Raw genomic sequence first — 15,154 nt, 5'->3', positions numbered from 1 at the left:
GCCCGCCCCTGGAGAGAGCCGCCCGTCATGACCTCCACCGCCGACTACGCCAACCTGCGCGCCGAGTTGGACACCCTCACCACCGAGGCGTTCCGGCCCGACCTCGCCGAGATCGACCGCCGCTCCACCCTGGACATCGCCCGCACGATGAACGGCGAGGACGCCACCGTCCCCGCCGCCGTCGCCCAGCGGCTCCCGGAGATCGCCGCCGCCATCGACGCCACCGCCGCCCGGATGGCCCGCGGCGGCCGGCTGATCTACGCGGGCGCCGGCACGGCCGGCCGCCTCGGCGTGCTGGACGCCAGCGAATGCCCGCCGACCTTCAACACCGACCCGTCCGAGGTCCTCGGGCTGATCGCGGGCGGCCCGTCCGCGATGGTCACCGCCGTCGAGGGCGCCGAGGACAGCAAGGAGTTCGCGGCCGAGGATCTGACCGCCATCGACCTGACCGACCGGGACACCGTCGTCGGTATCTCGGCCTCCGGCCGCACGCCGTACGCGATCGGGGCCGTCGAGCACGCCCGCGCCCTGGGCGCGCTGACCATCGGCCTGTCCTGCAACGCCGGTTCGGCGCTGGCCGCGGCCTCCGAGCACGGCATCGAGATCGTGGTCGGCCCCGAGCTGCTGACCGGCTCCACCCGCCTCAAGGCGGGCACCGCCCAAAAGCTGGTGCTCAACATGCTCTCGACCATCACCATGATCCGGCTGGGCAAGACCTACGGAAATCTGATGGTCGACGTCCGCGCGTCCAACGAAAAGCTACGGGCCCGCTCGCGCCGTATCGTCGCGCTCGCCACCGGCGCCACCGACCTGGAGATCGAGACGGCGCTCAGCATGACGGACGGCGAGGTGAAGAACGCCATTCTCACCCTCCTCGCCGACGTCGACGGGCCGACCGCCGCCCGCCTCCTCGAAGCCTCCAACGGCCATCTCCGCGCGGCACTTGAGGCCACCAAGCCCCACTGAGCCCCGAACCACACCACCCCGCCACCCACCGCCCCCTCACCCTCCCCCTGCCCCTCGCCCTCCCCCCCTCGTCCTCGTCTGTCTGCACAGCAAGGCACCGCACATGTCCGAAGAACCGCACATGTCCGAAGACAAGAACCGCGCCACCGCCGCCGCGATCCTCCCTCTCGTCGGCGGCGCCGCGAACCTCAGCTCCATCGCCCACTGCATGACCCGGCTCCGCCTGGGCATCCGGGACCGCTCGCTGGTCCAGGACGAGGCCCTCAAGGCGCTCCCGGCCGTGATGGGCGTGGTCGAGGACGACACGTACCAGATCGTGCTGGGCCCCGGGGCGGTCGCCCGGATCACCCCCGAGTTCGAGCGCCTGGCCGAGGAGGCCCGCGCGACGGAGCCGGCCGCCGAGCCCCCCACCACCGCCGACGAACTCGCCGCACAAGGTGCCGTCCTGAGAGCCCGACAGAAGGCCAGAAACACCACACCGGGCAAGCTCTTCCTGCGCCGCATCGCGAATATCTTCGTCCCGCTGATCCCGGCCCTGATCGGCTGCGGCATCGTCGCCGGCATCAACGGTCTGCTCACCAACCTCGGCTGGCTGCCATCGGTCGTCCCGGCGCTCGCCGCCATCGCCTCCGGCTTCATGTCACTGATCGCCGTCTTCGTCGGCTACCACACCGCCAAAGAGTTCGGCGGCACGCCCATCCTCGGCGGCGCGGTCGCCGCGATCATCGTCTTCCCGGGCGACGCGAACATCACCGCCTTCGGCCAGAAGCTCTCCCCGGGCCAGGGCGGTGTGCTCGGCGCGCTGGCCGCCGCGCTGCTCGCCGTCCAGGTGGAGAAGTGGTGCCGCAATGGGGTCTCCCCCGGTCGAGGGAGGTCGAGAGCTTGGGGAAGAGTCCCCGAGGCACTGGACGTGCTCGTCACCCCCACCCTCACGGTTCTGATCAGCGGCCTGGTCACGGTCTTCGGCCTGATGTACGTCGCGGGCGAGGTCTCCGCCGACATCGGCGAGTTCGCCAACTGGCTGCTCGCGCACGGCGGCGCCTTCGCCGGCTTCGTCCTGGGCGGCCTCTTCCTCCCCCTCGTCATGCTGGGCCTCCACCAGGCCCTCATCCCCATCCACACCACCCTCATCGAGCAGCAGGGCTACACGGTCCTGCTCCCGATCCTCGCCATGGCCGGCGCGGGCCAGGTGGGCGCCGCCCTCGCCGTCTACCTCCGACTCCCCCGCAACCGCTCCATCCGTACGACCATCAAGTCCGCCCTCCCCGCAGGCTTCTTGGGCGTCGGCGAGCCGCTGATCTACGGTGTCTCGCTGCCCCTGGGCCGCCCCTTCATCACCGCCTGCATCGGCGGCGCGTTCGGCGGCGGCTTCGTCGGCCTCTTCAACCAACTCGGCGACGCCGTCGGCTCCACCGCCATCGGCCCCTCGGGCTGGGCCCTGTTCCCCCTGGTCAAGGGCGACCAGGGCATCGTCACGACCGTCACCATCTACGCCGTTGGCCTGGCCATCGGCTACCTCGTCGGCTTCCTGGCCACGTACTTCTTCGGCTTCAGCAGACAGATGCGGACGGATCTCAACGACGACGACGCCGTCAGTCATAGCGCCCCCGGCACCGTCCCAGCAGCCAGTGCACCTCCGGCCACATCCGGAACGTCGACCAAACTGGAATCAGCGCAGTGAGGTAGCGCCAGCGACCTCACTTCTCTATACGGCTGGTTACCGACGCCTTCATTCCGTTGCCCTCCGCTGTCGCCACTTGTACACTCAGTGACCGAAAACTGGACTCGCCGAGTGGTGCGTCAACGGTCGGAGGAGAACGATGACTCGTCGTTGGGATGCAGACCCTGCCGCTTCCCTGGTGCGTCGCTTAGGAAAGTCGCCACGCGAACTCGGAACCACGAACGACGAAAGCGATTGCCCCGATGTGTGGCAGCTCGACAATGGTGATATTGCGGTGATTGGACGCGATCTCACGGACGAGTACAGGTCACGCCTTCCCGAGGGCGTCCACATTTCCCGGGGTGAGCGATTGGTCATCATCCCCGGCAAGACGCTGGCTTCCGCGAAACCGGACATCCCAGATGCCTGACGTCGAAAAGCCCCGTCTTGATGTCTCGCAGGGCGAACGGCTCTCTATTGATGCCTACCGGCAGCACTTCCGGGAGCGGCGGTGGTCGGCCGACGGGCGGGACTCCTGGAAACTGGAGAGGCAGCAGGATTTTCAGGAGCCCGGGAACGAGAGCTGGCGAGCTTTTTCCCGAGGTGACTGGGGTGAGGCGCTACGCCTCATCGACCAGGGGCGCGACGCTCATCTGGAACTTTCACGCAAAGCGGAGACACACCGATCCCACTTCTTCCGCGTGCGCGTGGTCGAAAAACCGCTCACACCCTATCTGAAGTGGGAGCTCACCTCCCTGCGGCTGCGGGCGGAGGTCCTGGGCAAGATCAGGGTCTGGGAGCCAGGAGGAATTTCCGGGCTGACGGGGCTGGAGCAGCTGGAGGAATCCGGGCCCCTGCCGGAAATTGTGACACTGGGCGGGCATACGCTCTACAAAGTTCTCTATGACGATCGTGGCATTGCCGAGGGCGCAGTGCGGTTTACGGATTCTGAACTCGTCGCGCACTGGGAACGTTTCATTCAGGCCCTCTACCGCGAGGCGGAAGATCTGCTCTCCTTCTTCGAGCGGGAAGTAGCTCCCCTCACATCGCTGCGATCGCGGTGAGAAGCAAGAAGTGAAGAGCAAGAAGTGAGAAGCAAGCAGCAAGGGGAGTAGGGAAGGTAAGGCCATCGAGAAGGACGGCTCGCCGCAGCAACCCGGCACTCACTCACATTTGTCGGGGTCGGCCGACAACGTCGTACAGGCCGGACATGTGAGTGGCGGGGTGCATTTCCACGGCCTTGGAGGCGATCCGTCCGCCCTCCAGGTCCCCTCCGCTGCCCGGGTCGAGAGCACGAAACCGCGCCAGCTTCCTGGTGATGTGCGGGGGTTCGTCAACCGCACGGAAGAGCTGGAGCGGCTCAACGCCATTCTCACCGGTGATACCGGCGAGCCTCTCGTCGTATCCATTTGTGTCATCGCCGGAACTGCCGGAGCCGGTAAGACATCCCTGGCGCTGCGTTGGGCACATCAAGTGCACGAGTACTTCCCCGACGGGCAGTTGTATGTGAATCTGCGTGGCTATGACCCCGGCGCACCGGTCACCGCGCAGGAAACGCTCCACCGCTTCCTCGCGGCACTGAATGTGCCCGCCACCGCAATTCCGGCCGACGCGGAGTCGGCCGGCGCGCTCTATCGCTCATTGCTGGCCGGGCGGCGGATGCTGATCGTGCTCGACAACGCCGCCACAGTAGGGCAGGTCCGGCCCCTCCTGCCGGGCACAGCAGGCTGCCTGGTCATCGTCACCAGCCGAAGTCGGCTGTCAGGGCTGGCCGTTCGGGATGGAGCACACCGTCTGACCCTCGGCACCCTGCCCGAGCCGGAGGCCGTCGCCCTGCTACGGACCGTCACCGCCGAATACCGCCCCGAGGACGACACGGACAAACTCATCGACCTGGCCCGGCTGTGCGCCCGCCTTCCGCTGGCCCTCCGCATCGCGGCGGAACGCGCGGCCGGCCGCCCCCACATGAGCCTGGACGACTTGATAAGGGACCTTCGCGACGAGTCCTCTCTCTGGGATGCTCTGACCGTTGGGGACGACGAGGAAGCCGAAGCGGTACGTACAGTGTTTGCCTGGTCCTATCGGGCGTTGCCCGCAGAAGCCGCGCGTTTCTTCCGGTTGCTCGGCCTACATCCCGGCGCCGAGTTCGGCACCTCGGCCGCCTCCGCGCTCGCCGGCCTCACCACCAGCCGCACACAGCAATTGCTGGACGTACTCGTCGGCGCACACTTATTGATGCAGACCGCCCCCGACCGCTTCGAATTTCATGATCTGCTGCGGGCCTACGCGGTGGACCAGGCCCAGCGCGAAGAGCCCGTCGAAAGCCGCGACGCCGCAATGCAACGCGTCCTGTCCTGGTACGTCCATTCGGCCAACGCCGCACGAACCCGCTTCAAGGCGACCGAGCCGCCCCTCCCCCTCGACCCGCCACCCGACGGTGTCGAGCCGCTGACCTTCGCTGATTACGACGCCGCCCTGCGCTGGTACGAGCAGGAGCGCGGCAGCCTGTTGGCGGCCGCTCAGACCGCCGAGAAGGCTGGACGGGATCGCCTCGCCTGGCAATTGCCTGCCTTGCTGCGCCCCCTGCACGCCCGCCTCAACACCTTCGACGAGTGGTTCGCCATGGGCGAGATCGGCCTACGGGCCGCCCGCAGGGAGGGCGACCGAACCGGACAGGCCGAACTGCTGACCAGCCTCGGCAAGGCATACACCCAGTCACACCGCCTCACGGAAGCCGCGGAGCATCACGAAGGCGCCCTGATGCTCCGCCGCGAACTGGGCGACCGGCTGGGCGAAGGGCTCGCCCTGAACGCCATCGGTTTGATCAGGCTCCGCTCTCGCCAACTGGACGCCGCAGAGGCCAAGTTCACCGAGTCACTGGCCCTCTTCCAGGAGCTCGGATCCGCTCAGCGGCGCCGGTGGGAGCCGACGCTGCTGGCCAATCTCGCCACGGTGAGCTACGAGGCGGGCCGCCTCGACGAGGCCCTCGACCGCATCCAGCAAGCGCTGGCAGGACACCGCGAACGAGGCGATCAGGGCGGCGAAGGCAACGCCCTGCACATCTTGAGTGCCATTCAGCGCGAACGAGGCGATTCGCAGGGCGGCCTGCAATCCGCGCAGAGTGCCGTGGCCATCGCCCTGCGGCATCGCAACCGTGCATGGGAAGGCTACTGGCTGCTGGACCTCGGCAAGGCCCAGCAGGCCACCGGAGAGGCGGACGAAGCCCTCGTCTCCTACCAGCGCTCGGCCGTACTGCACCGCCAACTCGGCGACCGTATGCGCGAGGCACGGGCCTGGCACCACACCGGCGAGGCGTACGGACAGCTGCACCGCTTCGACGACGCGGCCGCGTTCCATCGACGCGCGGCGGCAACACAGCGCGAGTTCAACGACCCCTGGCAGCTGGCCATGGCACTCGACGGCCTTGCCACGGCACTCCATCAGGCAGGGGCGGAGGACTCGGCCCGGCAGCACTGGTCCGACGCCCTGGACCTGCTCGCCGGCTTCGACGACACCCGGGCGGCCGGGATGCGTACGCGCCTCACCACTGTCTTGCGGTGAGTGACTGCGGTCGGTCACGGCAGGCGGCTACGTGGCCGGTGACCCGGCCGATACGCCCGTCCCGCCGTCCAGCGCGTAAGTGCCCGGCGCCGGGATCACGGCCGCTGCCCCTCCGGACTGTGCCCCGGGACGGCCGCCTTGGCAAAGTCGGCCAGTACGTTGGCGAGCCGCTGAGCGGTGTCCGGATTGCAGCGCCCCAGCTCGACCAGCGGCGCGATAGAGCCGCTCGCGCACGACACCGGGCCAACGCCGAGCTGGGGCAGGGTGATCCTCACCGTTCGCGCATCGGCCGGACATGCGGCTTGGGGGAGCGGCGATTCCGCTGGGGTGCCTGCGTGAGCTGTTCCTTGAGGAAGAGGTGGCCGGGGAGCCGAAGGAGCGGAAGGACGCGCTGTGGGACGTGCTGTGGGACGTGCTGTTCTGGTTCAGGCCGTCCTCGTACGCACACGTGGGGGCGCTCCTCCAGCGGATGGGCATGGTCTCTCGGGGGGAACGAGGAACCTCCCTCCGAACCAGCCCCCTGGCCCTCAGAAGCCCCACCCTGTTCACTCACTGGGAGTCGTGGACTCCGTGGCGCCCTGCGAACCGGCGTCCGAGCCCTGCGAACCGGTGTCCGGGCTCTCAGGAGCCGTCCCCTGCCCGGTCTCGTGGGTGGTAGTCACGGACTCCGTGGTGCCCTGCAAACCGGCGTCCGAGCCCTGCCCGGTCTGGGTGGGAGTCGTGGGCTCCGTGGTGCCCTGCGAGCTGGTGTCCGGGCCCTGTCCAGTCTGGGTGGGAGTCGTGGACACGGTGGTGCCCTGCGAACCGGTGTCGTGGCTCTGCCCGGTCTGGGTGGGAGTCGTGGACACCGTGGTGCCCTGCGAGCTGGTGTTCGGAACCTGAGGAGCCGTCCCCTGCCCAGTCTGAGTGGGAGTCGTCTGCCCGGTCTGGGTGGGAGTCGTCTGCCCAGTCTGGGTGGGAGTCGTCTGCCCAGTCTGAGTGGGAGTCGTCTGCCCAGTCTGAGTGGGAGTCGTCTGCCCGGTCTGGGCGGGAGTCGTCAAGGCTGGAAGCACGGGCTGCTCGTTCTTCAGCCGCTCGATCTTTACTGCGGCGTTCATTTGCTCTCTGTACCCTGCCATCGCAGCGATCATTGACTGCCTTACCGCAAAAGCCGAAACAGCTTCGGGTGGCGATGGAGTGGCGTTGTACCCCTCAACGAAGCCCGTGTAGTAATCCCCCTGCTTGACAGTGTGGCCTGCGGCAGGGGGGATCGGAATGGCGCTGCGGGGCTTGCCGGCTGCAGCTGCCGCCACGCCGGCGTGGTAGCCGTTGTTGTAGCCGGAAGGGTAAGGGGCGGGAGGGGCTGCTTGTCCGACGGGGCCGGAGATACTCGGGGCTGCCACTGCTACCCGCGCCGGAGCCGGGGCGGCCGATGCCGCTGCGGCGATACCCGGCGAGAGCACCAGGGAGGCCACGAGTCCCGGACCGAGCACGATGAACACTCGCTTGGCACGCATGGCGGTCTCCTTCCAGGACATGCGTCCATCGAAGGCGGTGCGTCCAACCAAGCCGTGTCGCTGAATGATTCCCCTGTGACCTACATGATCAATTGAGGGCGGCACACGTATTTGTCACTACAAGACCGGCAACGCACTGCCGAGCCGCTGCTCAATCCACCAGCCGCCCGGTTTAACCACCAAAAAGGTGTCCCGTTTAACTAGCGATAGAGGATATTCCCTGTTACTCAGCCTTGCGCACAACAGCACACAAGACAAGGCTTGTAGCAGATCGATACGGCGCACACCGCCGTTGGTTTGCTGCGTTCTCGATGGCGGCGATCGTCTGGCGCAGAAGGCGGCGCGCGGTCTCCAGGTCGGCGGCACGCTGGTCGAGGACCTGGCGGATGATGCGGGTGGGCAGGCCGGCGGCCAGCAGGGCGCGGATGCGCCGCACCGTCTCCACCGTCTGGTCGTCGTACTCGCGATAGCCGTTGGCGCGGCGCGCTGAGTGGATCAGCTCCATCCGCTCGCAGTAGCGCAGCAGGGCTCACTGACTCCGGCACGACGCGACAGTCAAGACGCTTGACCGGCATGTCCGGTTCCGGCCGTATCGGTTACGTTTCGGCGGCCGGCGACGAGCCGGCCAGGTGCAGCGGCTCCGCGATCCGCGATCCGCGATCCGCGAAGCAGGTTGCGGGGCATCAACTACGGCTATGAGCTGGGCAGTTCAGCTCCTATCAGCGCACCACCCGCCGAAACGGCCGCTGTCAGTTGGCGCCCCCGCAGCGATCGAATGGCCCCTGAGGCACAGCCGGAGAACTCCCCGCAGCGTCTGCTTCGGTAGTCCCACCCTGTTCACTCACTGGGAGTCGTGGACTCCGTGGCGCCCTGCGAACCGGCGTCCGGGCTCTCAGGAGCCGTCCCCTGCCCGGTCTCGTGGGTGGTAGTCACGGACTCCGTGGTGCCCTGCAAACCGGTACCCGAGCCCTGCCCGGTCTCGGTGGGAGTCGTGGGCACCGTGGTGCCCTGCGAGCTGATGTCCGAGCCCTGTCCAGTCTGGGTGGGAGTCGTGGACACGGTGGTGCCCTGCGAACCGGTGTCGTGGCTCTGCCCGGTCTGGGTGGGAGTCGTGGACACCGTGGTGCCCTGCGAGCTGGTGTTCGGAACCTGAGGAGCCGTCCCCTGCCCAGTCTGAGTGGGAGTCGTCTGCCCGGTCTGGGTGGGAGTCGTCTGCCCAGTCTGGGTGGGAGTCGTCAAGGCTGGAAGCACGGGCTGCTCGTTCTTCAGCCGCTCGATCTTTACTGGGGCGTTCATTTCCTCTGTGTACTTCTGCGTCGCAGCGATAAATGACTGGTCTATCGCAAATTGCGTAGTGGCTTGGCTTGGCGTCTGAGCCATTTCGTACCCGTCGATGAAGCCCGTGTAGTAATTTCCCTGACCGACAGTGTGGCCTGCGGCAGGCGGGATCGGAATGGCGCTGCGGGGCTTGCCGGCTTCACCTGCCGCCGTGCCGGCCTTGAAGCCGTTGCTGTAGCCGGAAGGGTAAGGGGCGGGAGGGGCCGCTTGCCCGACAGGGCCGGAGATACTCGGGGCTGCCACTGCTACGTGCGCCGGAGCCGGGGCGGCCGATGCCGCTGCGGCGATACCCGGCGAGAGCACCAGGGAGGCCACAAGTCCCGGACCGAGCACGATGAACACTCGCTTGGCACGCATGGCGGTCTCCTTCCAGGACATGCGTCCATCGAAGGCGGTGCGTCCAACCAAGCCGTGTCGCTGAATGATTCCTCTGTGACCTACATGATCAATTGAGGGCGGCACACGTATAAGTCACTGCAAGACCGGCAACGCACTGCCGAGCCGCTGCTCAATCCACCAGCCGCCCGGTTTAACCACCAAAAAGGTGTCCCGTTTAACTAGCGATAGAGGATATTCCCTGTTATTCAGCCTTGCGCACGACAGCGCACAAGACAAGGCCTGGAGGAGATCAATACGGCGCGCACCGCCACGCCACCCACCCCACGCGCACGGCCACCGGATGCACAGCAGGTCGAGACGGAATCACGGCCGTCGCTCCCCCCGATCGTGCCCGGGAGCGGCCGCCCTGGCGTAGTCGGCCAGTACATGGGCGAGCCGCAGGGCGGTGTCCAGATTGCAGCGCCCGAGCTCGACCAGCGGCGCGAGGTAGCCGCTCGCGCACGACACCGGGTCGACGCCGAGCGAGGGCAGGGTGATCCCCACCATCCGTAGCGCGGACTGCAGTTCCGCCGTCACGGCCTCGGCCGCCCGTACCCGCTCACTCGCCGTCAGCATCCTCATCATCACCTTTCACACTGAGTGTGCTCGTTGTGCACACAGCGTGGCGTTTGCGGGTCTAGCCTGGCCAGAGGCGCAGACCCAACAACAGATCGTGTGTGACAGGGAGTTGCTGCGATGCCCGGACCGAAACCCCTCGACCCGTCCTCCTCACCCCGCGCCATGCTCGGCGCCGAATTACGACACAAGCGGGAGGAGGCGGGCCTCACGCAGGAAGAACTCGGCCGCCCTCTCTTCGTCAGCGGCTCGTTCATCGGCCAGCTGGAGGCCGGGGCCCGGCGGATGCAGATGGAGTACGCCGTGAAGATGGACGAGATCCTGGAGACGGACGGCTACTTCGCCCGTAACTGCGAAGCCGCGACGAAGTCGAAGTACCCGGATCACTTCGCGGAGGCGGCGGAGGCGGAAGCCGTTGCGATCACCATCAAGGAGTACGCGCCGCAGCTGATTCCAGGGCTGCTGCAGACGAAGGCATACGCGTGGGCAGTCTGCCGCGCGTACCAGCCGACGGCGCCGGAGGACGTGATCAACGAGACGGTCACGGCACGACTCGAACGTGCGCACCTCCTCGACCATCCAACAACTCCGTTGTTGTGGGTGGTCCTGGACGAGGCTGTACTACGCCGCAGGACCGGCGGCCCGACAGTGATGGCGGAGGTGCTGTGGCACGTGGCCGGGCTAATCCAGAACCACCGAGCCATCGTGCAGGTGTTGCCATTTTCGGCAGGTTCCCATGCGTCGATGAATGGCGCGCTCAAGTTGATGAGCTTCGAGGACGCCCCCACGCTCGCCCATCTCGAAGTGCTGAACGCAAGCAAGTTGGAGGACGACCCAGCGACCGTCGCCCGTCACGAACTGACTTACGATCTGCTCGGGGCCAGCGCACTGTCACCCCAAGATTCCCTGGTCCTGATCGAGTCAGTGGCGGAGGATTACGCCCATGAAGATCAGCCCTGAGTACGACCTGAGCGAAGCTATCTGGCGCAAGTCCAGCTACAGCGGCGGCGAGGGCGGCAACTGCCTTGAGGTAGCGACCTGGCGCAAGTCCAGTTACAGCGGCGGCAGCGGCGGCAACTGCCTCGAAGTAGCCGACAACCACCCCGGCGTCGTGCCCGTCCGCGACTCCAAACACCCGCACGGCCCGGCGCTCGCGTTCCGGGCTCCGGCCTGGTCGGCGTTCATCGACGGCATCAAGTCCGGTGCGCTGCACGGCGCCTGACGTTCACTCGGGGTCCGGGGCTCAAGCCTCGGACCCCGAGCCCTCTTTCCAAGGAACGGGCGGACGGAAGTAACCCACCCACCCTCCCCCGGCAGCGCGGATGACTTTCCGTGACCGGCTTGCCACACCACGTCGCGCCGGTCTAGCGTGCGCAACAACAAACAACCCCGGCAGGTGCTACCAACACCGACCGGGGTCTGACCATCAAGATCGTAAAGGCCCGATCTCATGGCTAGTGAAGACTTTAACGCTGCCCCGTGCGCGTCCGCACTCCCCCACCCCTCCGCCGCCCCCGGCTACGGCAAACGCAGCGCCCCCGATCAACAACGTTCCCGCCCCGGCGACTTCGCGCACCTGCCCCGCCGCGAGGCCTCCATCGCCGCCTACCTCGACCGGCTGCCCGAAGGCGCGGACATCTCCGTGAAGACGCTGGCCAAGGTGCTGCCGGACTACGGCCAATGCGCCCTGCGGACCGCGCTGCGGCGCCTCTCGGAGGCCGGTCATCTGCGGCGCGTCACCGAGCACCACATGAGTGACGGCGGCAGCCCGCTCTGGGTGACGCGTACGTACTTCTCGCGTACGGCCCGGGACGACGCCTGGTGGATGGCCTTATGTGCCGGGAACGTTCCGATGACCGACGACGGAGAAACCCCCGCCGCCGATCCGCCACGCCAACCACGCCCGCACAGCCGCGCCTACGCCACCCTCGCCGCCCTCGGCCGCACCGAACCCCGTATGACGCTCTCGGCCGCCAACTGCGCGTCCCTCGAAGCGTTCGCCGAGGAGTGGCTGGCGCGTGGTGCGACCCCCGATCAGCTGCTGGCCGCCCTGACCTGCGGGCTGCCTACGGCCATCCACCACCCGGGCCGCCTCGCCCGCTCCCGTCTGCTCGCCAAGATGCCGCCCGTAGCCGCTGAGCCAACGAGCCCCATGCCATCGACCAAGCCGGCTCCGCGCCTGCGCATCATGGAGTGCACCGTCTGTCGCGCTCCCGGCCGCGCGGAATCCCTCCCGGGCGGCGTCTGTGGCCCCTGTCGTGGCGAGGCCCCGCCGGACCACGGTCCGGCGGGGCCCACGGCCGCACAAGTTCGCGCCCACGTACGGCAGTTGCGCCGTACGGTCGCCGTCAGCCGGCCATGATGGCGCCGAACTGGGGCGCGCCCGCCGTCGAGACGCCGACCGTCGACGGTGAGATGTAGCGGGAGCCCGTGGTGGTCAGGCGGGTGCCGTCCGAGGGGAGGGTGATGATCGCGCCGTCGCCGCCGTCCTCGTAGGTGGCGCCCACGGTCAGATCGGCCTTCTTGTCGCCGTTGAGGTCGGAGAGGAAGACCTCACCGCCGAAGAAGTCGTTCGCCTCGTCGGTGCCGGGGACTCCCGGGGAGTTCTCGTGGAAGTACTGGACGTTGTGCGAGGTGTCGATGCCGGAGGGCGAGCCGCGCAGTACGGTCACCGCGCCGGCCTTGCTCGCACCGTCGATGGTCTCCTCGGCGACGCCGATGGCGAGGTCCTGGAGGCCGTCGCCGTTGATGTCACCCAGGGAGACCTCGTAGCCGAACTTGTCGCCCTTCTCGGAGCTGCCGGGTATCGCGCCGGACTCCTGGGTGATGGTGTCGATCTGGTCCACGCGCGGGCCGTCGGCGGAACCGTGGATGACGTTGACCTTGCCGCCCTTGGTGCTGCCGGGCACCTGGTCGTCGAAGAGCATGCCGGTGACCAGGTCGCCGAAGCCGTCGCCGTTGACGTCGCCGATGGCCGTGATGAAGCCGCCGGGCAGACGCTTGATGCCGGCGCCGGACAGGCCCGATGACGTGCCGGGCAGGTAGTAATTGGTGCTGTAGTAGGGCTCGTTCTTGTCGTAGGCGCTGACGACGAGGTCGGCGTAGCCCTGGTCGGTGACCTCGCCCGACGTCAGCTGGATGATGCCGTTGCCGGCCCCGCCGAGGATGGGCAGGGCGACGGCCGAGTGGGCGCCCGGGGTTCCGGTCTTGCTGATGCCGCCCTTGAAGACGTGCAGGGTGGCGGAAGAGGTGCCGGTGGCCAGGTCGGCCTTGCCGTCGCGGTCGAAGTCGCCGGCGGCCAGTGCCGCGCCGAAACGGTCGTGCTGCGAGGGGGCCGGGTCGGCCAGGGTGGCACTGCCGAAGCCGGAGAGGCCGCCGGACGCGCCCCACAGGATCTGTACGGTGCCGCCGTCGGCGTCGCCCGCGACATCCTCGTACGGGGCCGCGACGGCGAGGTCCGCGTAACCGTCGGAGTTGAAGTCGCCGGCGGCGAGGCTCGCGCCGAAGAGGTCATCGGCCTCGGCCGCGCCCGGGACGCCCGGGGAGTTCTGGGTCAGCGTGGTGCGCCGGGAGGCGTCCACGCCGTTCGCCGAGCCGTAGAGCACGGTGACGGCGCCGGCGCCCTTCTTGCCGTCGACGGTGGCGGCGGGCGCGGCGACCGCGAGATCGCGGTAGCCGTCGCCGTTGAAGTCGCCCTGGCGGCCGCCCGCGGCCGGCGCGGCGTTGTCCGCGGCCGAGGCGGTGCCGGTGGCGGCCGTCAGCAGCCCGGCCGCCAGCGCGGTGGCGGCCGCGGTGGCCAGGGTCGTACGGAGATGCTTGGGCATGCGGGGCTCGTTCTCCCTTTGTCCGCAGGACAGTTGGTGAAGAAGAGACCCGCGGAGGGAGGGGATGGTTGTAGCGGAGAGGTGAAGGAGAGGAGAAGGAGATGTATCTCCGGCACGGTCAGCGCTCCGCGAACGTCGTCGTTGCCGGGTTCACAACATGTTGCCGGGTTCACAACATGGGGAACGAGACGGTCACGGCATGAAAATCACCGCACGGGAACTCAACCGCGCCACGCTCGCTCGGCAGTTGCTGCTGCGCCGGGAGACGCTCGGCGTCGCCGACGGCGTACGGCGTGTGGTCGCGTTGCAGGCGCAGCACGCGGCCTCGCCCTACCTCGCGTTGTGGAACCGCCTCGCCGACTTCGACCCGGCCGATCTCGATGCCGCCTTCGCCGACCACACGGTCGTCAAGTCGACCCTGATGCGGATCACGCTGCACGCCGTCCACACCGACGATTTCCGGGCCTTCCGCGAGGCCGTGCAGCCTTCGGTGCGTGCCGCCAGGCTGGGCGACCGCTTCACGGCGTCAGGGCTGACCACCGAGGACGCCGACGCGCTGGTTCCGGAACTGCTGGCCTTCGCCGATCAGCCCCGGACGACTGCGGAGTACGAGGCGTGGCTCGCGCAACGACTGGGTGCGCCGGCGAAGCCCGGAGCGTGGTGGGGGTTGCGGCACTATGCGCCGCTGCTGCACGCGCCCACCACACCACCGTGGTCGTTCGGCCACCAGCCCTCGTACATCGCACCCAGGACCAGGCCGGTGCTGGCGGACCCGGAGGTGTCCGCCACGTCCCTGCGAACGCTGGTCCTGCGTTATCTCAAGGGGTTCGGGCCGGCGTCGGTGGCGGACGTGGCGCAGTTCGCGTTGGTCCAGCGTGCCAGGGTCAGGACGACACTGCAGGCTCTCGCCGGCGACGGCGACATCGAGCGGCTGGCAGGGCCGGACGGCGAGGAGCTGTTCGACACCCCGGGCGCACCGCGTCCGGACGAGGACACCCCGGCGCCGCCCCGGCTGATGGCCATGTGGGACAGCATCCTGCTGGCCTACTCCGACCGCAGCCGCGTCATCCCACTGGCCCACCGCACGCTCGTCACCCGCAGGAACGGTGACGTGCTGCCGACCCTGCTGGTCGACGGGTACGTCGTCGGCGTATGGCGCCCGGCCGAGGGGGGAATCGAGGCAACCGCCTTCCACCGTCTACCGGACGAGGTCTGGGAGGAGCTCGCCGCCGAGGCCCGGTCGCTGACGGCGTTCCTCGCCGACCGCGAACCGGAGGTCTACCGCCGTTACGACCACTGGTGGAGCAAGCTGCCGAGCGCCGAGTCCCGGTTGCTCCCCGGGGACTGAGGGGCAG

The 15,154-nt window shown here is 68.2% G+C and carries 15 protein-coding genes; 9 read left to right on the top strand and 6 right to left on the bottom strand.

What is annotated here, in order from left to right; translation table 11 throughout:
• Positions 1-27: 27 nt before the first annotated feature.
• The 5 genes from murQ (at position 28) to KI385_RS27035 (ending at position 6,187) form a co-directional block, all read left to right on the top strand.
• A complete protein-coding gene (gene murQ / locus KI385_RS27055; protein WP_238574782.1) occupies positions 28-966 on the top strand; it encodes an N-acetylmuramic acid 6-phosphate etherase in 939 nt (312 codons plus the stop codon).
• Positions 967-1,087: 121 nt separating this feature from the next.
• Complete coding sequence (locus tag KI385_RS27050) at positions 1,088-2,647, top strand: PTS transporter subunit EIIC (protein ID WP_238574781.1); 1,560 nt, start codon at positions 1,088-1,090, stop codon at positions 2,645-2,647.
• Positions 2,648-2,786: 139 nt separating this feature from the next.
• On the top strand, positions 2,787-3,056 hold the full coding sequence (locus KI385_RS27045) for a hypothetical protein (RefSeq protein ID WP_238574780.1): 270 nt from the start codon (positions 2,787-2,789) through the stop codon (positions 3,054-3,056).
• Entirely contained in the window at positions 3,049-3,690 is a 642-nt protein-coding gene (locus KI385_RS27040; protein WP_238574779.1) for a DUF6879 family protein, read from the top strand. Before KI385_RS27045 ends, KI385_RS27040 begins: the two co-directional genes overlap by 8 nt.
• Positions 3,691-3,946: 256 nt before the next feature.
• Positions 3,947-6,187: an ATP-binding protein gene (locus KI385_RS27035; protein WP_238574778.1), complete on the top strand. Its 2,241-nt coding sequence runs from the start codon at positions 3,947-3,949 to the stop codon at positions 6,185-6,187.
• Positions 6,188-6,282: 95 nt separating this feature from the next.
• Here the strand turns inward: KI385_RS27035 and KI385_RS27030 are convergent, their stop codons facing one another.
• From KI385_RS27030 to KI385_RS27010, 5 genes are all read right to left on the bottom strand, one after another.
• The gene (locus tag KI385_RS27030) at positions 6,283-6,462 is read right to left on the bottom strand and encodes a hypothetical protein (RefSeq protein ID WP_238574777.1); all 180 of its coding nucleotides are present in this window, start codon (positions 6,460-6,462) and stop codon (positions 6,283-6,285) included.
• Positions 6,463-6,732: 270 nt separating this feature from the next.
• Entirely contained in the window at positions 6,733-7,035 is a 303-nt protein-coding gene (locus KI385_RS27025) for a hypothetical protein (protein WP_238574776.1), read from the bottom strand.
• Between the two features lie 871 nt (positions 7,036-7,906).
• Positions 7,907-8,188 carry a MerR family transcriptional regulator gene (locus tag KI385_RS44240; RefSeq protein WP_342593472.1) on the bottom strand — a complete coding sequence of 94 codons (282 nt, stop codon included), beginning with the start codon at positions 8,186-8,188 and terminating at the stop codon, positions 7,907-7,909.
• Positions 8,189-8,520: 332 nt separating this feature from the next.
• On the bottom strand, positions 8,521-8,802 hold the full coding sequence (locus tag KI385_RS27015) for a hypothetical protein (RefSeq protein ID WP_238574775.1): 282 nt from the start codon (positions 8,800-8,802) through the stop codon (positions 8,521-8,523).
• A gap of 921 nt (positions 8,803-9,723) precedes the next feature.
• Positions 9,724-9,975, bottom strand: coding sequence for a hypothetical protein (locus KI385_RS27010; protein WP_238574774.1), 252 nt, complete (start codon positions 9,973-9,975; stop codon positions 9,724-9,726).
• A gap of 120 nt (positions 9,976-10,095) precedes the next feature.
• Between KI385_RS27010 and KI385_RS27005 the strand changes: the two genes are divergently transcribed.
• The 3 genes from KI385_RS27005 (at position 10,096) to KI385_RS26995 (ending at position 12,337) form a co-directional block, all read left to right on the top strand.
• Positions 10,096-10,935 (top strand): helix-turn-helix domain-containing protein, encoded by an 840-nt coding sequence (locus tag KI385_RS27005; protein ID WP_238574773.1) that lies wholly within the window; start codon positions 10,096-10,098, stop codon positions 10,933-10,935.
• Positions 10,919-11,197, top strand: a complete 279-nt coding sequence (locus KI385_RS27000) for a DUF397 domain-containing protein (RefSeq protein WP_238574772.1) — start codon at positions 10,919-10,921, stop codon at positions 11,195-11,197. The genes KI385_RS27005 and KI385_RS27000 overlap by 17 nt, the downstream gene beginning before the upstream one ends.
• 228 nt (positions 11,198-11,425) lie before the next feature.
• Entirely contained in the window at positions 11,426-12,337 is a 912-nt protein-coding gene (locus KI385_RS26995) for a hypothetical protein (protein WP_238574771.1), read from the top strand.
• Here the strand turns inward: KI385_RS26995 and KI385_RS26990 are convergent.
• On the bottom strand, positions 12,324-13,799 hold the full coding sequence (locus tag KI385_RS26990) for an FG-GAP-like repeat-containing protein (protein WP_238574770.1): 1,476 nt from the start codon (positions 13,797-13,799) through the stop codon (positions 12,324-12,326). The genes KI385_RS26995 and KI385_RS26990 overlap by 14 nt on opposite strands.
• Positions 13,800-13,998: 199 nt before the next feature.
• Between KI385_RS26990 and KI385_RS26985 the strand changes: the two genes are divergently transcribed.
• A complete protein-coding gene (locus KI385_RS26985; RefSeq protein ID WP_238574769.1) occupies positions 13,999-15,147 on the top strand; it encodes a winged helix DNA-binding domain-containing protein in 1,149 nt (382 codons plus the stop codon).
• Positions 15,148-15,154: the final 7 nt, after the last annotated feature.

Source organism: Streptomyces inhibens (genome assembly GCF_022221585.1).
In the GTDB taxonomy this organism is placed as follows: Bacteria; Actinomycetota; Actinomycetes; order Streptomycetales; family Streptomycetaceae; genus Streptomyces; species Streptomyces inhibens.
Note: the sequence above shows the minus strand (reverse complement) of the source record. Positions and strands in the feature narration are given on the sequence as shown.